Source organism: Ruegeria sp. SCSIO 43209 (assembly GCF_019904295.1).
Classification (GTDB): domain Bacteria; phylum Pseudomonadota; class Alphaproteobacteria; order Rhodobacterales; family Rhodobacteraceae; genus Ruegeria.
Genome location: NZ_CP065359.1, coordinates 2367201 through 2386490, shown reverse-complemented (window position 1 = coordinate 2386490; position 19290 = coordinate 2367201). Strand labels below are relative to the sequence as shown.

Annotated in this window: 13 protein-coding genes and 1 tRNA gene; 12 read left to right on the top strand and 2 right to left on the bottom strand. The window is 57.7% G+C overall.

What is annotated here, in order from left to right:
• Window positions 1-33: 33 nt before the first annotated feature.
• The 4 genes from parC to I5192_RS11905 all read left to right on the top strand — a co-directional run bounded on the left by parC (window position 34) and on the right by I5192_RS11905 (window position 4854).
• The gene (gene parC / locus I5192_RS11920) at window positions 34-2382 is read left to right on the top strand and encodes a DNA topoisomerase IV subunit A (protein ID WP_223116925.1); all 2349 of its coding nucleotides are present in this window, start codon (window positions 34-36) and stop codon (window positions 2380-2382) included.
• A gap of 97 nt (window positions 2383-2479) precedes the next feature.
• On the top strand, window positions 2480-3070 hold the full coding sequence (locus I5192_RS11915; RefSeq protein ID WP_170392584.1) for a hypothetical protein: 591 nt from the start codon (window positions 2480-2482) through the stop codon (window positions 3068-3070).
• A gap of 116 nt (window positions 3071-3186) precedes the next feature.
• Window positions 3187-4362: an elongation factor Tu gene (gene tuf / locus I5192_RS11910; RefSeq protein WP_010441214.1), complete on the top strand. Its 1176-nt coding sequence runs from the start codon at window positions 3187-3189 to the stop codon at window positions 4360-4362.
• A 270-nt stretch (window positions 4363-4632) separates the two neighbouring features.
• Window positions 4633-4854 carry a hypothetical protein gene (locus I5192_RS11905; RefSeq protein WP_170420395.1) on the top strand — a complete coding sequence of 74 codons (222 nt, stop codon included), beginning with the start codon at window positions 4633-4635 and terminating at the stop codon, window positions 4852-4854.
• A gap of 34 nt (window positions 4855-4888) precedes the next feature.
• On the opposite strand, the gene I5192_RS11900 is transcribed toward I5192_RS11905, so the two are convergent.
• Entirely contained in the window at window positions 4889-5593 is a 705-nt protein-coding gene (locus tag I5192_RS11900) for a lysophospholipid acyltransferase family protein (RefSeq protein ID WP_223116924.1), read from the bottom strand.
• A gap of 142 nt (window positions 5594-5735) precedes the next feature.
• Here I5192_RS11900 and I5192_RS11895 point away from each other — a divergent pair.
• The 8 genes from I5192_RS11895 to lptF all read left to right on the top strand — a co-directional run bounded on the left by I5192_RS11895 (window position 5736) and on the right by lptF (window position 18436).
• Window positions 5736-5811 (top strand) — tRNA-Trp (locus tag I5192_RS11895).
• A 228-nt stretch (window positions 5812-6039) separates the two neighbouring features.
• Window positions 6040-9345 carry an adenylate/guanylate cyclase domain-containing protein gene (locus I5192_RS11890; protein ID WP_223116923.1) on the top strand — a complete coding sequence of 1102 codons (3306 nt, stop codon included), beginning with the start codon at window positions 6040-6042 and terminating at the stop codon, window positions 9343-9345.
• A gap of 120 nt (window positions 9346-9465) precedes the next feature.
• Entirely contained in the window at window positions 9466-11031 is a 1566-nt protein-coding gene (locus I5192_RS11885; RefSeq protein ID WP_223116922.1) for an FAD-binding oxidoreductase, read from the top strand.
• A gap of 39 nt (window positions 11032-11070) precedes the next feature.
• Window positions 11071-12744, top strand: coding sequence for a hypothetical protein (locus I5192_RS11880; protein ID WP_223116921.1), 1674 nt, complete (start codon window positions 11071-11073; stop codon window positions 12742-12744).
• The gene (locus I5192_RS11875) at window positions 12737-14497 is read left to right on the top strand and encodes a ferritin-like protein (protein WP_223116920.1); all 1761 of its coding nucleotides are present in this window, start codon (window positions 12737-12739) and stop codon (window positions 14495-14497) included. Before I5192_RS11880 ends, I5192_RS11875 begins: the two co-directional genes overlap by 8 nt.
• Complete coding sequence (locus I5192_RS11870; protein WP_223116919.1) at window positions 14494-15804, top strand: radical SAM/SPASM domain-containing protein; 1311 nt, start codon at window positions 14494-14496, stop codon at window positions 15802-15804. Before I5192_RS11875 ends, I5192_RS11870 begins: the two co-directional genes overlap by 4 nt.
• A 4-nt stretch (window positions 15805-15808) precedes the next feature.
• On the top strand, window positions 15809-17224 hold the full coding sequence (locus I5192_RS11865; protein ID WP_223116918.1) for an NAD(P)/FAD-dependent oxidoreductase: 1416 nt from the start codon (window positions 15809-15811) through the stop codon (window positions 17222-17224).
• A gap of 72 nt (window positions 17225-17296) precedes the next feature.
• On the top strand, window positions 17297-18436 hold the full coding sequence (gene lptF / locus I5192_RS11860; protein WP_170392575.1) for an LPS export ABC transporter permease LptF: 1140 nt from the start codon (window positions 17297-17299) through the stop codon (window positions 18434-18436).
• Between the two features lie 2 nt (window positions 18437-18438).
• On the opposite strand, the gene I5192_RS11855 is transcribed toward lptF, so the two are convergent.
• Window positions 18439-19272 carry a LysR family transcriptional regulator gene (locus I5192_RS11855; RefSeq protein ID WP_223116917.1) on the bottom strand — a complete coding sequence of 278 codons (834 nt, stop codon included), beginning with the start codon at window positions 19270-19272 and terminating at the stop codon, window positions 18439-18441.
• Window positions 19273-19290: the final 18 nt, after the last annotated feature.

Sequence of the window (19290 nt, the reverse complement as noted above, 5' to 3'; positions counted from 1 at the left end):
ACCCGCGCGCGCTTGCGTCGTATCACATCATGTATGAACGATACGATCGACGACCCCAAAATGGAGACCCCTGACAATGGGGGCGAGGTAGCCGAGCCGCTGCGCCGCGCAATTGGCGAGCGCTACCTGACCTACGCGCTTTCCACCATCATGCACCGCGCTTTGCCAGATGCGCGCGATGGATTGAAGCCGGTTCACCGGCGAATCCTCTACGCGATGCGCGAGTTGCGACTCAGTGCGACGGGCGGTTTCCGTAAGTCAGCGAAAATCTCTGGCGACGTGATGGGTAACTATCACCCTCATGGCGACGCGGCGATTTACGACGCAATGGCGCGCTTGGCACAGGACTTCAACGTCCGATATCCACTGGTCGACGGGCAGGGGAATTTTGGCAATATCGACGGCGATAATCCGGCGGCCTCTCGATACACCGAGGCGCGGATGACCATCGTTGCCGAAGCCCTGTTGGAAGGGTTGAACGAAGACGCTGTCGATTTCCGCGACAACTATGACGGCACACTGACCGAACCGGTCGTGTTGCCCGCACAGTTCCCGAATCTACTGGCCAATGGCGCAAGCGGCATCGCGGTGGGCATGGCGACTAATATCCCGCCGCATAATATTTCCGAGCTGTGCGACGCTTGTCTGCATCTGATCAAGACGCCGGATGCGCGTGACGATACGCTATTGAATTATGTTCCCGGCCCGGATTTTCCGACCGGCGGCGTCATTGTCGAGCCGCCCGAAAATATCGCGCAGGCCTACCGCACCGGGCGTGGATCCTTCCGGCTGCGCTGTAAATACGAGGTTGAAGATCTGGGGCGTGGCCAGTGGCAGATCATCGTCACCGAGATTCCCTATCAGGTTCAGAAATCCAAGCTGATCGAAAAGATCGCGGAACTGATCCAGACCAAGAAGATCCCGATCCTTGCCGATGTCCGCGACGAATCCGCTGATGACATCCGCCTGATCCTTGAACCACGCTCTAAGAATGTGGACCCCGAGGTGCTGATGGGCATGCTCTATCGCAACTCGGACCTTGAGGTGCGCTTCAGCCTCAACATGAACGTGCTGATCGACGGGGTGACGCCTAAGGTCTGTTCGATGAAGGAAGTGCTGCGCGCGTTCCTTGATCACCGGCAAGAGGTGCTGATCAGGCGGTCGCGTCACCGCATGGCCAAGATCGACCACCGCCTTGAGGTATTGGAGGGCTTTATCGTCGCCTTCCTGAACCTCGACCGGGTGATCGATATCATCCGCTACGACGACGACCCCAAGGCCGCTCTGATGCGCGAAGATTGGGGCATCGATCACGTCCGCGCAACCGATGAGTCCGATTACGTCTCGCCGAAGCCGGGTGAGGGCGAACTGTCCGAGGTGCAGGTCGATGCGATCCTCAACATGCGCCTGCGCAGCTTGCGCCGTCTGGAAGAGATGGAACTGGTACGCGAACGTGACGAACTGATGCTGGAACGCGCCAATCTCGAAGACCTGCTGGCTGATCCCGCCCTGCAATGGGCCAAGATCGCTGAGCAACTCAAAGAGACCAAGAAGACCTTCGGCAAAGACTATGAAGGCGGCGCGCGCCGGACACAATTTGCCGAGGCAGGTCAGGTCGAGGAAGTGCCGCTTGAGGCGATGATCGACAAGGAACCGATCACGGTCGTCTGCTCTCAGATGGGCTGGATCAGGGCAATGACCGGCCATATCGATCTGAAGCGCGAGTTGAAGTTCAAAGATGGTGACGGCCCACGTTTCATTTTCCACGCGGAAACTACGGACCGCCTGCTGGTCTTTGCGTCAAATGGCCGATTCTATACCGTCAGCGCCGCTAACCTGCCCGGCGGGCGTGGCATGGGCGAACCGCTACGTCTGATGGTCGACCTGCCGAACGAGGCGCAGATTATCGACATCCTGATCCACAAACCGGGGCGCAAGCTGCTTGTGGCCTCGGATGCGGGCAACGGCTTTATGGTGCCGGAAGATGACGTTCTGGCGCAGACCCGGAATGGCAAACAGGTGCTGAACGTCAAAGGAGACGAGACGGCGATGATCTGTAAGCCGGTTGAGGGCGATCATGTTGCTGTTGTCTCGCAGAACGGGAAATTCCTAGTCTTCCCGACAGAGGAGCTGCCCGAGATGACCCGTGGTAAGGGTGTCCGCTTGCAGAAGTACAACATGGCGCGTGGGCGGCAGGGCACACTGGAATTGGATGGTGGGTTATCCGATATCACCACCTTCAACTGGGAAGAGGGCCTGAAATGGTCCATGGGCGGCGACAAAACCCGGCACGAGGCAGATATGTCCCATTGGTTGGCCAAGCGTGCGGGTGTTGGGAAAAAAGCACCTTATGGCTTTCCGAGGGATTACAAGTTCTCGTGATATGCTGTCCGCTTGGTGAAAATCTGCCGATACGGCTTGGCACAACCCGTATCGGTGCGCTACATCCAAAGAAAACAGGCCTATCGAGACGAGAGACATGCTGCGCATTCTGACACTGATCACCGGGTTGGCCCTGATGGGCGCATGCACCCAAACGCAGGTTTATGAAGACCCCGAGTCGCTGGGTGAATTCAAGCTACGCGTGAATTATGCCTTTGCGGAAAAGGCCGTTCAGGGACCGGTTTCGCGGGATGCTACGCCGGATGAATGGACCAAAGCGATCCAGAATGCAGTGGACATCAGGCTTGGCCGGTATGAAGGTTCACAGGAATACGACATTGGCATCAGTCTCGAGGGCTACATGTTGGCACCTCCGGGAATTCCTGTGATTTACAACCCCAAAAGCACCGCCATCGTTCTGGTAAACGTCTATGACGTCGAAAAGAAAGAGTTCCTTGCTAAAGGCAAGCAGTTTCAGGTGCTCGAAGATACCACCGGTGAAAGCGCCCTTACTGGATCAGGAAATGCGCGCACCCGAGAAGAACAGATGAACGGTCTGGCCTTGAAGGTTGCCGACCGGGTTGAGGAGTGGCTGGCCGAAGAGCACAAGGATGATGGCTGGTTTGACAAGCGCCCCAGCTTGATCCAGCCGCTTGAAACCGAAGCTGTCACACAAAATCCGGCGTGATGGATGCATTTCCCTCAGGATGTGCTTGATTTTCCCCCCTGAACCAAATATCTCGCGCGCGCAGATGTAACCACGGGACCAAGGGTCCCCCAAATTGCAAAAAGGGCGCCTGAGGAATGGCAAAGGAAAAGTTTGAGCGTAATAAGCCGCACGTCAACATCGGCACGATTGGCCACGTTGACCACGGCAAGACCACGCTGACCGCAGCAATCACCAAGTATTTCGGTGACTTCAAAGCGTATGACCAGATTGACGGCGCGCCTGAAGAAAAAGCACGTGGCATCACCATCTCGACCGCCCACGTGGAGTACGAGACCGACAACCGCCACTATGCGCATGTCGACTGCCCCGGCCACGCCGACTACGTCAAGAACATGATCACCGGTGCCGCTCAGATGGACGGCGCGATCCTGGTTGTGAACGCCGCTGACGGCCCAATGCCGCAGACCCGCGAGCACATCCTGCTGGGCCGCCAGGTTGGCATCCCGAAGATGGTCGTGTTCATGAACAAAGTTGACCAGGTTGACGACGAAGAGCTGCTGGAACTGGTTGAGATGGAAGTTCGCGAACTGCTGTCCAGCTACGAATACCCCGGCGACGATATTCCGATCATCGCAGGTTCGGCTCTGGCCGCGATGGAAGGCAACAACCCGGAAATCGGCGAAGAGAAGATCAAGGAACTGATGGCGGCTGTTGATGACTACATCGACACCCCTGAGCGTGAAGTCGACAAGCCGTTCCTGATGCCGGTTGAAGACGTGTTCTCGATCTCGGGCCGTGGTACTGTTGTGACCGGTCGTGTTGAGCGTGGCGTGATCAATGTTGGCGACGAGATCGAAATCGTCGGCATCCGTGACACTCAGAAAACCACCTGTACCGGTGTTGAAATGTTCCGCAAGCTGCTGGATCGCGGTGAAGCGGGCGACAATATCGGCGCCCTGCTGCGCGGTATCGACCGTGACGGCGTTGAGCGTGGCCAGGTTCTGTGTAAGCCGGGTTCGGTTACACCGCACACCAAGTTCGAAGCCGAAGCCTACATCCTGACCAAGGAAGAAGGCGGTCGTCATACTCCGTTCTTCGCGAACTACCGTCCGCAGTTCTACTTCCGTACAACTGACGTGACCGGCACCGTGACCCTGGCGGCTGGCACCGAGATGGTTATGCCCGGCGACAACGTCGGCTTCACCGTTGAGCTGATCGCCCCGATCGCGATGGAAGACGGCCTGCGCTTTGCGATCCGCGAAGGCGGCCGCACCGTCGGCGCCGGCGTCGTCTCGAAAATCATCGAGTAATCACGGTAGTCGGGCTTTGGCCCGACAAATCGGTGAACTAAAGAAGGCCGCTCCACATGGGGCGGCCTTTTCTCATCCAATCTTCTCGGCGCATTGAGATTATTCGTCGAATGATCTCGGGCAAGCTGAGTTCATTGAACAAAACAGCTGTCGATCTCGCATTCTTAATCTACCGTCCACTCCAAACGAAGACTGAACTCCCAGCTCTCTATTGCAACAGCAAAGGTGACGCGCAAATCAAGCGCGTCCCGGCGATCAGGGGAGACTAAGATGTTTGGTTTTGAATTTCTAAACTATGGAACGCAAATCCTTCACAGCAAGGATTTGGACGATATGAGAGCCGCTGTTCTCGGTGACGACGAACAGGAAGTTGAGTGCAAAATCAGCGACTTTTGCCGAGAGCGCAAGCGATTTGATATCAAGCTTGCTGAAATGTCGGACAGCATGGCGAGAGGAGCGACCTCGGTCAAAACCAGCGCAGACGCGGCCTAACGGCGCAAAAGTCGTTTCACGCCGGTTTCTGGGTTCACATGCGCTTTGCCCATGGCTCACGCCCGACCATCCGGTCGGCCTCGGCGGTGATGTCGTTCATATGCTGCTCAAGGCTCAGACGAAGGGCCTCAATCTGCTCTTCGCTGGCCTTGCGTGGAACTGGATCGGTCCATTCGCGGCACAGAAACACGCCGTCGTTGCGCCAGGGGCGAGGCATCAGCAGACGATCCCAAGTTCCGGCTTCGCACCCGTGCCGCGCGGAATAGGTGATGCCGAAAACTCGTTTACCTGATGTGCGAGCCCAGACCAGCGGTACAGTCGAGGATACCCGCTCGGGTCCGCGAGGGCCGTCGGCGGCAATGCCGATCGAGATACCCTGTTTCATCTTACCCAGCACTTCCCGCGACAAGGCGACGTGGCGCTTGCGGCTGGACATTGCAATTGTATCCATCCCGAACAGCTTCTGCACTCGCCCCACCATGCTGCCCGCGCGCGCTGCCGAAGTGATCGAGCAGATGCGGCCCTTGTCCAGTGGGAAGAAATATGGCGATTGTGCCAGTCTCTGGTGCCACAGCACCACGATGACCGGTTCGCCCTGTTCTGCCAGTTGATCCAGTTCTTCGTAACCGATGCGCTGCCAGCGTGTGTTGCGATGCACCAATCGGATATAGCTTGCGATCCGTCGCGCGACCCAGTTCAGCACGGCTTCGCTGTCTGCGATTTTCTTGCGGATGCTCAAGGCTGCGGTCCTCCTGCTGGCCGAGCCTTGTCTTAAAGAACTGCGCGCCGGGCGCAACTTTTTTGTCAGCGGTAAAGTGTTCGGAAAACTCAAAAAGCCTCTTGAGTCCGCTGCGCCTCTGTCATATCTGATGGCCCAGCCTAGGGGTATAGCTCAGTTGGTAGAGCGACGGTCTCCAAAACCGTAGGTCGCGGGTTCGAACCCTGCTGCCCCTGCCATTTCCCACCGGACAAGCGAAATTCCTGCAACAGAGGCGCGGGCTTGGTGCATACGTGTGGCGCAATTCACTTGACGTGTGCGGCAATAAAGAAAAAGCTTGATCAAGGCTGAAGGAAAAGCCATCAGGACTGTCCAGCTAATGTGCTAAAGTCGTTCGGCTTTTGTGTCACAATATGCAAGCCTGACCGGGTAGGGGAACCCGGAGACGATCGGGGACAACGGGGATAATGACAGAGATCGACGCATTCCTTGAAGAACACGGGCTGTCGAAGTATGCGCCGGTATTCGCGTCGAACGAAGTTACATTGGCCGATCTCGCACACCTCTCCGAACATGATTTGATCGACCTTGGGCTGCCACTTGGACCAAGGCGCCGATTGATGGCCGCATTGGGGCAGGCGCGGGATGCCAATCCGACCCCGGTCCAAGGCAGCGGGAAGATTGTCGCCGAGCGGAGGCAACTGACAGTTATGTTTGTTGATCTGGTTGGCTCGACTGCCATGTCCGAGCGGCTTGACCCCGAAGACTTGGGGGAGCTGCTTCGGCGGTTCAAGGAAATTTGCTCGACCTCGGTTGCTCGCTTTGGTGGACATATCGCCGATTTCATGGGTGACGGGGCGATGATCTATTTCGGGTATCCTCACGCGGTGGAAGATGCGGCCTCGCGCGCCGTTCATGCGGGTCTGGATATTCTTGAAGGATTGAATCGCATGGAAGGCCAGGAGCGTCTGACTGCGCGGATCGGTGTTTCGACCGGTCTTGTCGTTGTGGGCGAGATCCATGGCGAAGGGTTGAAGGAACATGACGTGGTCATGGGGCGTACACCCAATCTGGCAGCACGTTTGCAGAGTTTGGCCGAGCCCAATACACTGATCATCAGCCCGTCCACTCGCAGATTGGTGGGCAATGCATTTGAACTGCAGGATCGCGGGTCTTTCGCACTGAAAGGGTTTTCGGAACCGATACAAGCCTGGAGCGTCACAGGGCAGGCGCGGATCGAGCGCAGATTTGACATAATGCCTGATGCCGGTTCTGGTCGGCTCATTGGGCGCCAGGCAGAGTTCCGCAAGCTGACCGACAAATGGAATGAGGCAAGTCAGGGCGCTGGACAATCGGTTCTTGTCACTGGCGAGGCAGGGATCGGCAAATCACGCCTGATTGAGGGGCTTAGCCAAGAAGTGCTGGATCAAGGCGCGCTTCGCCTGAACTTCCAGTGTTCGCCCTTTCATGCCAACTCGGCACTTTATCCGATCATTCAGCATCTGGAACGCGCCGCAGGATTTGCGCCGACAGACAACGATGAGGATAAACTGGGAAAACTCTCGTACCTCTTGCGCCATCACCCGCCAGAGCATGTGCGCCTGATCGCTGATTTGTTGAGCGTTGATGCTGATGCTACGCTGGGGCCTCTCGACCTGCCGCCGCAAGTGAAGCTTGAGAAGACGTTGGAGGCAGTGACAGAACAGCTTGCAACGCTAGCGCGAGAACGACCGGTGTTGCTGTTGTTCGAAGATGCGCATTGGGTTGATCCGACCACCTTGTCTCTTACAGATCGGGTGATCGAACATATTCGGGACCTACCGGTGCTGATCGTCGTAACAGCACGTACCGGTTTCGATCCGGGTTGGGGTCACCACAACAATACCCTGCGTATACCTCTCAAGCGTTTGACCAATCGGGATGTGGCTGAGATCGTAGCTGAGGTGGCGGGGGGGCACCCAGTACCACCCGAGGTTTGCGACCTTATTGCGGCCAAGACGGATGGCATTCCGCTTTATGTCCAGGAAGTGACCCGCGGTCTTTTGGAATCGGGGCAATTGCGCTTGAGCGACAAGGGGTATGTCGTGCGCGGCCCCCTGCCATCGCTTTCAGTACCCAGCACGTTGCAGGATTCGCTGATGGAGCGTCTGGACCGTTTGGGCAAGGCCAAAGAAGTGGCGCAAACCGGCGCCGTGTTCGGGCGGCAGTTCTCGATCGCGTTGCTGGCCTCTGTTTCGTTTCTGTCTCCGACGGTTCTGCAGGCCGGACTGGAACAGCTCTCATCGGCCGGGATCATTCTTCAAGCCCCGGATGCGGCAGAGGATGAGTTCATCTTCCGCCACGCATTGATTCGCGACATGGCTTATGACAGCTTGCTGCGCACGGAACGGCAGTCGCTGCATGACCGCGCGGCGGGTGCGTTGCTGGAGAACCAGCCGCAACTGGCCCAGACTCAGCCCGAGGTTCTGGCACAGCATTACACGTTGGCCCAACGCGCGGATGAGGCCGTGATGCACTGGCAAAGCGCGGGGCGTCGAGCGATCGAACGCTCGGCCCAGGCCGAGGCGTTGACCCATCTGTCGAAAGCTCTGGATCAGCTTGCCGATCTGCCAAAGAGCCGTGCACGGGATTTGCAAGAGATCGACATCCAGATTCTACGTGCCGGTGTCCTGCGCTCAACAAGCGGTATTTCAGGGGATGCGACGGGTGAGGCCTATGGGCGTCTGCGCGAACTATGTCACCGAGCTGACGAGACCGAGCGGCTGTTTCCTGTGCTCAACGGGCTATATGCATTCCATCTTGTGCGTGCTGAATATCAATTGGCGAAAGGCGTGGCTGCGCAGATCCTCGATCTGGCGGCGACAAGCGGCAAGACCGAACACCGCATGGTCGGTCATCGCGCCATGGGGGCGGTGCAATTGCATTTGGGCAACCTGTCAGATGCAAAGCGCCATCTTGAGCAAGCTTGGGCGCTTTATGATTTCGATCAGCACAGCCAGCTAGCCTATGTCTATGGAACGGATCATGCCGCGATTACATCAGCATTTCTGGGCACATGTTATTGCCTGATGGGTCGGCATCAAGATGCCCTGCAGGTGCAGAATACAGCGCTGGAATGGTCCAAGAACCTCAAGCACGCGCATAGTGTGGCGCAGATCTTGGTTTACATGTGCAAGGTTCACCTGCTGGCGCGCGACATCCCTGCATTGCAAAGGGATGTTAAGGCGCTGTCCGAAGTCGCCGAGGAGCATTCGCTACCCTTTATGGCGACCATTGCGCGGCTATGGGAAAGCTGGGCAAAGGCAACCACGACCTCTGAAGTCGAACATATCGAGGACCTGCGTCAGGCGTCGGAAGACTGGTGGTCGGTTGGGGCCGGAAATTACAAGACTTTCTTCCCTTCGCTGATTGCCGAGATTCAGACAAACGCCGGCCATCACGACGCTGCGCATCAGACTCTGACGCACGCCAGAAATGTTCTGAGCAAAACCGAAGAGAAATGGGCCGAGGCCGATCAACTGCGTATTGAGGCCGCCCTTGTAGCCAAGACCGGGGGCGATCCAGTACCGCTGCTGTTGCGCGCTATCGAAACAGCGCAAAGGCAAGGCGCGCGGCTTTACGAGCTTCGTGCAGCGGTCGCGTTGGCGGAGTGGCGGCAACACCGAGGCGAACCGGTTGGTGAGGCGTTGAATTCGGTCATGTCGCATTTCCATCAAGATGCCCAACTGCCGGACCTCAAAGACGCACGAGCGTTGATGGAAACGATTACTTGACCCGAAGGCCAACTTGCTGCCAGCTTGGGCGCGGGCAGAGTTGGGATGATACCTGAATTTCGACTTTTTAGCGCTGGGTCACCAGTCCGGCGCCCCGCTCTTGTGGTATGAGGAGACCTAATGCGTAAGATCAGCAAAACCCTTCTGGCCAAGGATGTCTTGGCGCAAAGCCGTACCGATCTGGCGCTGCAGCAGTACCATTCGATCACGCCCGATGAGATACGTGAATTTGAGAAGAAACTGATCGGAACGGTCACTCTGCCGACCGACGCGGATTACAACAATGACCGGCAGGTTTGGAATCCGGCTTTCCAGGACTACCCAGAGATCATCGTCTATTGCGAGACCATTCAGGATGTACGCGCCAGCCTTGCTTTCGCGCGCGAGCATGACCTATGGGTTGTTGCGCGGTCAGGGCGTCACAGCACGGCGGGGTATTCGGTCAATAACCAGATGGTGCTGGATACCAGCCGAATGCGTTACGTGACCGTCGATCCAAAGGTGCCGATGGCCTATGTCGGTCCGGGCACACCGTTCAAGATGCTGAATTCGGAGTTGAACTCCTATCACCTGCATGTGCCGGGCGGGGCCTGTCAGGATGTCTGCGTGGCGGGTTTCATGATGGGCGGCGGCTATGGCTTTACCTCGCGCAGGCTTGGGATGGCTTGCGACAGCGTTCTGGGTGTCACCGTGATGCTGTGGGACGGCAGTATCGTGATCGCGGACAAAGACACGAACTCCGACCTCTTCTGGGCCATACGAGGCGGGACCGGCAACAACTTTGGTGTGTTGCTGGAAATCCGCTACCAGCTGCACCAGCTGTATGAAGTCTGGGGTTGCCACATCACATGGCCGTTGGACAAAGCCGCCAAGGCACTGGAGTACCTGCAGGCCAACTACATGCGCACCTGCGAAGATGACCGTTTCGGGGCTTATATCTTTCTGGCCTATCAGGGAGATCGAAAAGTGCTGCTGGTGTCGGCGCTCTATGATGGCACGTCCGAAGAGGGGAACGCGTTTGTTCAGCCCCTGCTGAGCGATGAAATCGGCGGCGAGATGGGTGAGGACGACCAGAACTATGGCACCTATCAAGAAATCAACTCATGGCTGTATGACGACAAATATGACATCCCCGTCGTCCCCGATCAGGCGCGTGAAGATAAGCAGGCCGGATATATTGAACGCCAGCTCAACGAAGCCGAATGGCAGCGCGTCGTAGACTACCTCGACAGCACGCCCAACGCTTATGGCGCTGTGGCCATCGAACCCTATGGGGGGGCGATCAATCGGATGCCGTTGGGCAAACAAGGCAATGCCTTCATTCACCGTGATGTGTCGCTGAACTTCTACGTCGATGTGTTCTGGGTGTCGGAAGAAGAAAAAGAGATCGTGGTGCCGTGGCTCGACGGATTCATGAAACTGATGACCGAAGAGGGCTATTTCATTGATCGCGTCTATCAGAACTATCCACGGCGGACCCAGAAGAACTATCGCTGGCAATACTGGGGCGAGTATTTCAACTCTTTGCTGTTCGTGAAGCAGAAATTCGACCCGCATAATTTCTTCCATTATCAGCAGAGCATTTCACCGGTGCCGGATGACGCTCCGCCAGACATCATCCGAGATACGTCCAAGTCGATTTTCGACGACCCAACGATCACATACGAGAGCTATTCGAACCCCTGAAAGCAGGGGCTGCCAAGGCCAAACGGGGGAGGGCCCAGTATGGACACGATCCGAGAGATTTTCTTTCTGCCACCCATGGCGGTTGCTCGCCTGGGACCGGGCGAGACACCGCTGGAAAGCTATGAGTGGCAGCAGGACATGGATGCCCATGGCAACAACAAAACGGTCATCCGTTCGAACATAACCCTGCGCGAGATCGAAGATGGCAGTGTCACCGCCTATCTTCCCGATCCCGACACGATCCGCTTTCGCGACGAAGGCGGCGCGTTGCGCCCGGTTGCCCCGTTCTTTGAGCTGTGGGCGCGGATGCATGATGCCGAGACGGGCGAGGAATATGAGACACCGGTGACGCTCGATCTGCTCGACGATCAGGGCCTGTCGCTGCAAAACGTGCGCTATTCGGTCACCGTCGGGAACACCAAGGCCGAGCGCCGGACTGGCGACGCGGCTTGCGGGTTTCGTGCACGGGTCGAGATTGCGGGTCAGGATTTCACCCCGAAACCCCTGCTGGCCTTCAGCCCGTATACGTCCGAACAACAGCCGATGGTCTATGAGCATAACCCGATCCCGCTAGGTTCGATCCGTGTGATGCATCCTGTGCAGGGTCATGATGAACCAGTCGAAGGGGAGTTCATCGACCGCAGTATCCTGCGCCTGCGCTTTATGCCTCCGAAAGGTGAGGTTTATGGCCCGCCTGATGCTGCATACGGTCCGGCGACGCTGGCCGTACCGGGCTATCAGAACGACCCGCCGAAATCGGAATATGGTCGCATCCACGAAATCGTGCCCGAACAGAACCGCATCCTGAACCCCGACACCCCTTGGTCGAAATGGATCATGATGTCCGGCACCTCGGACGACCCTGAGCCGCACGATAGTTACGACGGTGCCCGTGTGGGCAATGACCAATCCTGGGGAGTGGCCGATGACACCAGCGATGGCGTGATCGAGGCGACGCTGGCAGTACGTGGCGAACGCCTGACCGCGCGCGCCACGATCATGACCGGACCACCCGATTTTGCACCTGATGCGCGGCCGTTCTACAGCCTTGAGGATGATCTGGCCGATCGTGATCTGTCGCTAATCTCGGTAACTGAAGAAAACTACATCCAGGCCAAAGACGAGGTGGTCGATATCTTCCGCCGCGCCTTCGAGACCAACAGCCTGATCAACCTCGACGATATCCGCGCGCAAGGTTTGAAGGACAATGCCAAATTACAGGCGAAAACCGGGATTTCCCCGACGCCGGGCCTGCCGTCAACCGATGCGAAATCCATGACGGAGGAGGATGCAAGGCCGCCGGACAAGATCGACGAACTGATCCGCCCGCAACCGATCTCGGTCTTTTCGAACTCCGTGCCCAATGATCGGCTGCCCTATACAGTGGCGACGAAGTTCGTGCATGAGCAGTTGATTGACGAGGCCAACCTGCTGGATTTCCTACGCCGTCGCCCGGATTTCGTTAAAACACTGCTGCGTCCACCATATGGTATCCTGACCGAGCTTGAAACCGACCCGAACCCTGATCAAAATCCGAACCCGGATTTTCGCGATCCTCGGATTATCCGCGACTCGATGCACGACGCGCGGATGCCGCCCTATATGCGCGATTCCAACTATTACCCACTGTCGCTGTCGCGCAGGCAGTACCATCTGGTGATCTCGTTCATCGACTATCTGGTTGCACAGGAAACGGAGGCTCAGAATGTCTGATCAGCCCGGCCAAATTCGCGTTAAACCCCGCAACCTGACCGCCCGCGCGGCCTATAAGGTACCGGGCAACCCCGACAACACGCGACTGGACGGATCGGTGGGGAATTGCTTTCCCGGTCTGGAAATGGATGTGCGCAACCTCGACCGCCGCTTTTTCCCCGGTCTGGTGTTCAACGCCGCGCGGGTGCCGCTGAACCCCGTGCCCGTGGCGCCGAAGAATTCGCAGGGCTTCCATCTGGTTTTTGTGGACTATTTCTACGACCCGATGCTGCCTGACAACAGCCCCGAGGAGTGGGTGCAGACGCTGTTGGAGGCCTACAGCGGTGACATTGGCGCAAAGCTCAGCCAAGGTCGCTGGTTCCTGTCCTGGGTCGAACAAAGCGGCAAGCGGATCACCTTTCAGGAGAAAGACGGCACACCCTATGACGGGCTGATGATTTGGCGGTTCATCCGCAGTCTGGAACATGGTGATGACAAACCGGTCAGCATTGCTCTGGAACGGCGCAATCATGAGGGCATCGTGGATACCGAGCAGGTCGTCCTGCACGGATTCCGCCGCCAGTACCGGACCGAGGCGGGGGTCTTCAGCGAAGCCTATGATCCCGGAGAATTGACGCAAAGCCTGTGCAACCCGTGGTCCCATGACTTCCGCGACTGCGGCTGCCACTACTGGCCCTCGAACCATCCCGATGTGGTGATGGCCGAGGTTGCACATGACGATCAGTTACCCTCGGGTCAGTCAAAGAACCCGATCGAGGCCGAGACCTATCTGGATTGGCTGCGCTCGGACAAGTCTCCGTCCGGTAACGTCGCGGCGCTGAATACGGTCGAACAAAACCGCCCCTACCAGATTGACCATTATCAGGTAAATCAGATGTGGAGCGAATTGCCTATCGTCGTTGAAGGCCGCGAAACGGGCGAGGTTTATGAAGTTGATCCCGAAATGCCAGGCGTGGAGCCCTATGACACGCCGCAGGCGATGATCGAGGACCTCAAGACGCGTCTGGCCGCGATGGAGATGACGCTGAGCCTGCAATATCTTTACGCCTATTTTTCGTTGGCGGATCCCGAAACGGCGGATACCCGAAAATGGCCGACGCTGAAAGACGATCTGATATTTGCCCGGCGTTCGGTGCTGGAGGTCGCGATTGGCGAGATGACCCATATGCGCTGGGCGAACCAACTGCTGTGGGAGCTTGAGCCCGAGGGGTATGAACCCATCTTGACCCCGTCCGAAACCTTGCCGGCGGGCAAGGGTAAGACGCAGCCGCGCGCACTGAGGCCACTGACGGCCCAAGCGCTTGCGGATTTCATCGAGATCGAGCGCCCCGGAGGCTTTATTGACCGCGCTTATGCACAATGTGTGGCGACTTTGGAGCAGGAGGATTTGTTCCCGGAACGCCGCCTTTATGCGCTGGCGGTACGGATCGACACCGACGGGGACGAGCACTTCCTGCGCTTCAGTCAAATGAAGGACGTTTTGGCCAAATACGATACGGGAGAAGGCACGCCTGCCTATTTGCGTCAGATTGAGGTTGGCACTGAAGAGGAGGCCAGGACGGCGCTGGAACTCTACGCTAAGGTCAAGGATGGGTTAGCCAACGCCTATGCGCTTGAAGCGGATGGCAAATTTGAAGACTCCCAGGCCTACATCCAGCAGGTGCGCGATGACATGAAGCTGTTCCGCGTCGAGGGCGAAGCGCTGGCCGCCAAGGGGATTGGCATCCCGTTCTGGACGGAGGGTAAGGCGTGATCCCACCCGCCGCGCAGGTGCATTTCTTTGACACAGGGCATGGAGATCACATGCTGGCCGTTGATGGATCGCGCGTGTTTGATGTGCCTGAGGGGGCGGCGGAGCAATTCGCAACGATGGACAAGAGAAGTCAAAGCGCTTTCCTCAGGTCCATGGGATTGGATGGAACACCTTTCATCGATGACACGCCGCCTCAGAGTATGCCCGTGAGGTCGCTGTCACTGGCAGTGGCGCAGAAATGCAATCTGGCTTGCACTTATTGCTATGCTGCAGGGGGAGAATTTGGCGGACCCGCGCGGAATATGGAATGGGAAGTCGCCAAGGCTTCGGTTGATCGGCTGGTGGCCGAAGCCGAACCCGGTGTGCGGATCAACCTTGCCTATTTGGGTGGAGAACCTCTGATCAACCGCGATCTGGTGCAACGCACTACGGAATATGCCGTCGATAAGGCGCAGGCCAACGGGTTGAGCGTCGGGTTCTCGATCACAACCAACGGGACCCTGCTACGCCCCGAGGATGCGGCGTTTTTCGAAGCGCATGGATTTGCTGTCACCATCAGTCTGGATGGCGTGGGCGAGGTCCATGACAAGCTGCGCCCAAATCGTGGCGGTCGGGGTAGTTTTGATACGATCCTGAAACGGGTCGAGCCTTTGCTGGCAGCTCAACACCGTATGCAGGTTGGTGCCCGGGTAACGGTTACGCCGCAGAATATGAACCTGCCAGAGACGCTGGATCGGTTTGTGGGAATGGGATTTCATTCGATTGGATTCTCGCCCATGCTGGCCTCGCCCAACGGTCAGCATGAACTGAACCGGAGTGATTTGGACGAGATGCTATCGCAGATGATCCGTTGCGGCGAAGTTTTCGAGGCGGCGGTAATCGAAGGGCGGCGCTACCCTTTCTCGAACATGGCAGCGGCGATGCAGGAGATCCACCGAGGCACCCACCGGCCCTATGCCTGCGGGGCAGGGGGAGGGTATTTTGGCGTGTCTGCTGATGGCGGCCTGTTCGCTTGCCATCGCTTTGTTGAAGACGAAGCCGGAGCCATGGGCAACGTCTATGATGGCCCCGACCTACGGCGCGAGAACTGGTTGGCGGATCGGCACGTGCACACACAATCCCCGTGCGGCACCTGCTGGGCGCGGTATCTGTGCGGCGGCGGGTGTCATCACGAAGTCATCCATCGCGGACGCCCCGCTTGCGACTACATTCGAGGTTGGTTGCACTATTGCCTTCAGGCCTATGTCCGCTTGTCCGAAGCACGTCCGGATTATTTTGGCGTGTCCGCACGGGTGGCCTCTGCCTGAACGGATGGAGATTGAGACCGAAATCTGCGTGATCGGAGGCGGCCCGGCAGGTAGCGCTGCTGCGCTGAGGTTGGCTCAGCTAGGTCGGCGCGTCTGCCTGATCGAGCGGCAAACGTTCCCGCGCCAACATGTCGGCGAGTCATTGCCGCCATCAATCTGGCCGATCCTGAACCTGTTGGGGGTCGACGAAACCGTTTCCCAGGCCGGTTTTCTGCGTGCAAGCGGATCGCTTTTGCATTGGGCCGGAGCGTTCGAACGTCGCGGCGTCGCCGGTGATCACCCCGGACTTTTGGTTGACCGGGGCCAGTTTGATGCGGTGCTGTTACGTGCAGCACAAGCGGCAGGGGCGCAGGTCGTCCAACCTGCGCGCGCATACCGCCCGGTGCGCCAGCAGTCTGGTTGGGAGATTCCCGTTCGGACCGACACGGGCGCCTTTCGGATCCAGGCACAAATCCTGCTGGACGCAGCGGGACGGCAAGCCGGGCTGGGCCGCAGGTTTCTCCCTGCATCCCAACCTTTGTTGGCGCTTTATGCTTATTGGCACGTGCCGCCGGGCTTTGGCCCGCAAGCCCGGGTCGAGGCGGGACAAGGACATTGGTATTGGGGCGCGTTGTTACCGGGAGGAGTGGTCAACGCAATGGTTTTTGTCGATCCCGACGCCTGCATCGGGCTGCCACCCGCAGATCGACGCGATCTCTATCTGAATCTTCTGGCCCGTTCGACACTACTAGCGCCCTGTCTGGAACAGCGCCGTATCGGGCCTGTGCGGCGGGCGGATGCGACCAGCCAGGCCGAGACAACACCACCAACGCGCGACCTTCTGCGGGTCGGAGAGGCCAGCTTCGCGGTCGACGCGTTGTCGTCGCAGGGGGTGCAATTGGCGATGGGGCAGGCGGTGCAGGCCGCAGCTGTGGTGAACACGCTTCTGACAACCCCCGAACATAGTGATCTGGCCTTGTCTTTTTATGCGGATCGGCAATTCGAGCGTGTGCAGACCCATGCAGCGCTTGCAGCCGATTTCTATGCACGGCAGCATGCTGTCGATCCTTCGCACTTCTGGGCTGAGCGCGCAAAGCCGTTGGATTGGGTAAAGTCCCCAGCGTTCGATCCAAACAGGGAGGCGTTGCGTGATGATCAGCCCCTGATCCTGTCACCTCAGGCCAAGCTCATCGCTTCCGGCGTGCAAACCGCTTCGCATATCGAACCCGGCCTTGTCATAGGGCACCCGAATCTTCCAAGGCCAGTTGCCAATCTGGAGGGCGCAATGCTGGGACCGTTGCTAGAGCGGCTGGGCGCCCCGACAACCACTTTGAACATCATCAAGAGCTGGTCAGAGGTTTTGGCCACACACACGGCGTCGCGCATTCTGCGCTGGCTTTGGTATCATCGCATCGTGATCCCCGCCGCTGATCAGGCTTAATCGAGGTTTCCTCGGCGCGTTGAATCACCTAAAGTCCGCCGCAACGCCAATCGCCAAGAAACAAGAGGTCGCATGTCGCGTTTTGATGGGTATTTCCTGCGGCAATTGCTGGTGCTGTTTGGCTTTTTCACCCTTGTGCTTGTCGGGGTGTTCTGGATCACGCGTTCGGTCAGCCTTTTTGATCGGGTCATCAGCGGCGGCCAATCGGCGATGGTGTTCCTGGAGTTCACGGCGTTGACCTTGCCGACGCTGATCCGGACGGTCATGCCCATGGCGGTGTTTGCGGCCGCTGTTTACGCCACCAACCGTTTGAGCCGCGAAAGCGAGATGACGGTGATGCTGGCAACAGGCTCCAGCCCGTGGCGACTGGCGCGCGCGGTCTTGGTGTTCGGGCTCAGTGCGGGACTGATGATGGCTGTCATCAGCGTCTTTTTGCGACCTGCATCGGTTGATCAACTGGAATTAAGACAGGATGAAGTTGCCGGAGATGTCACCGCACAGCTGTTGAATGAGGGCGAATTCTTGCATCCAGCAGAAGGTGTAACCGTCTATATCGGCGATATCGATTTGGACGGAACGCTGCGCGAAGTCTTCGTCTCAGACCGTCGCGATGGGATTAACCCTGTCAGTTATTCCAGTGCCACCGCCTATCTGGTCAATCAGGCTTCGGGCATTCATCTGGTTATGCTGGATGGGATTGCGCTGCGGTATGATCAGGCTGGTAACACGCTGTCATCCACGTTGTTCGAAGACGCCTCTTACGACATTTCCGAACTGACCCAGAATTCGAGTATGGGCCATCGCAGCCTTGAAGCCATCCCGACGGTCGAGTTGATCTGGGATCGCGAAGCGGTCTCAGTGAAAGATGATCACAGCATCGGCCATCTGGTGGATGAGCTGCACCAGAGGTTCTCGTGGATTGCGATATGTATTGCGGTCGCATTGGTCGGATATTCGACCCTGATGCTGGGTAGCTTTTCGCGCTTTGGGCTTTGGCCTCAGATCCTGGGTGCCTTTACCATTCTGGTCCTGCTTGAGGGAGTTCGGGGATTCGTATCCCCGTTCGTCATCAATGATCCCAGACTTTGGGGCTTGCTGTATCTTCCCGCCGTTATGGGCGTGCTTGTGTCGGTTCTGTTTTTACTGGCCGCGGGGCGACCCTTGCTGCGAAAAAGGGTTCGAAACGGAGCACCAAAGCCGTCACCGGTCTGAAGTCAGCGGCGAAGTTCCTCCAGGCACTGCAGGATGTTTTCAACTTCTTGACTATCCGAACGGACCACCAAAAACAGCGGTAGCATTAAGTCGCGCGCATCTTTCTCGCGCAACAGCTCGCCCGAGTTCAGATGCTGAGTGATGACATAGTCCGGGAAATACCCATACCCGCCACGCTGTAGGAGATAGCGTAAAGCCATCAAGCAATTACCCAGAAAGATAGTTTGCCCTGTCGCGAGACGCGCTGTGGAACGGACATGATCCCGGTAGGTCTCGCCCAGTTCTATGTTGACAAATACCCGTTCAGCGTCGGTGTTCGCATCCTTCCTGCTTTGAACCAAAGACAGCCGTTCGGGCGCAAGTTCGTGGAATACCACGCGCCGGTCCGCAGGTTTTTCATGGGTCAGCGCGGCGTCAAGTACGTGGGTAGCAACGGCGTCGACCATATCCAAATCATGGTCGTAATTCAGGGTTAAAAGCAATTGTCCAAACCGTTGTTCAAAGCGAACAGCAAGGTCCACCAGTAACGGATCCCACACGCTCAACTGGGCACCCAGACGCAGTGCCAACCGATTTTGAATCTGTTCAGGCAGGTCGTTGGCTGCGAACGACCACAGCGACAGCATCTGTTCAGCATAGGGTTTGAATTGGCGACCGTACTCGGTCAATACCGTTCCGCCTGCCCCGCGCGAAAACAGCGGTTTGCCTGTTGCGTCTTCCAGGGCCCTGATCCGGGCGCTGACTGCGGTTTGGGTTACATTCAACTTACGGGCCGCTGAGTGAAACCCACCGGTTTCGGCTACGCTTAAAAATGTTTCCAGAGATTTGGTTTGCATATTGAAAGTATTTTTTGA

What these genes read in the sequence shown, in the direction of transcription:
- I5192_RS11865 (WP_223116918.1), top strand. Translation starts at nt 15,809, where the DNA reads ATGGAGATTGAGACCGAAATCTGCGTGATCGGAGGCGGCCCGGCAGGT.
- I5192_RS11855 (WP_223116917.1), bottom strand. Translation starts at nt 19,272, where the DNA reads ATGCAAACCAAATCTCTGGAAACATTTTTAAGCGTAGCCGAAACCGGT.
- I5192_RS11880 (WP_223116921.1), top strand. Translation starts at nt 11,071, where the DNA reads ATGGACACGATCCGAGAGATTTTCTTTCTGCCACCCATGGCGGTTGCT.
- I5192_RS11890 (WP_223116923.1), top strand. Translation starts at nt 6,040, where the DNA reads ATGACAGAGATCGACGCATTCCTTGAAGAACACGGGCTGTCGAAGTAT.
- lptF (WP_170392575.1), top strand. Translation starts at nt 17,297, where the DNA reads ATGTCGCGTTTTGATGGGTATTTCCTGCGGCAATTGCTGGTGCTGTTT.
- I5192_RS11885 (WP_223116922.1), top strand. Translation starts at nt 9,466, where the DNA reads ATGCGTAAGATCAGCAAAACCCTTCTGGCCAAGGATGTCTTGGCGCAA.
- I5192_RS11905 (WP_170420395.1), top strand. Translation starts at nt 4,633, where the DNA reads ATGTTTGGTTTTGAATTTCTAAACTATGGAACGCAAATCCTTCACAGC.
- I5192_RS11875 (WP_223116920.1), top strand. Translation starts at nt 12,737, where the DNA reads ATGTCTGATCAGCCCGGCCAAATTCGCGTTAAACCCCGCAACCTGACC.
- I5192_RS11915 (WP_170392584.1), top strand. Translation starts at nt 2,480, where the DNA reads ATGCTGCGCATTCTGACACTGATCACCGGGTTGGCCCTGATGGGCGCA.
- parC (WP_223116925.1), top strand. Translation starts at nt 34, where the DNA reads ATGAACGATACGATCGACGACCCCAAAATGGAGACCCCTGACAATGGG.
- tuf (WP_010441214.1), top strand. Translation starts at nt 3,187, where the DNA reads ATGGCAAAGGAAAAGTTTGAGCGTAATAAGCCGCACGTCAACATCGGC.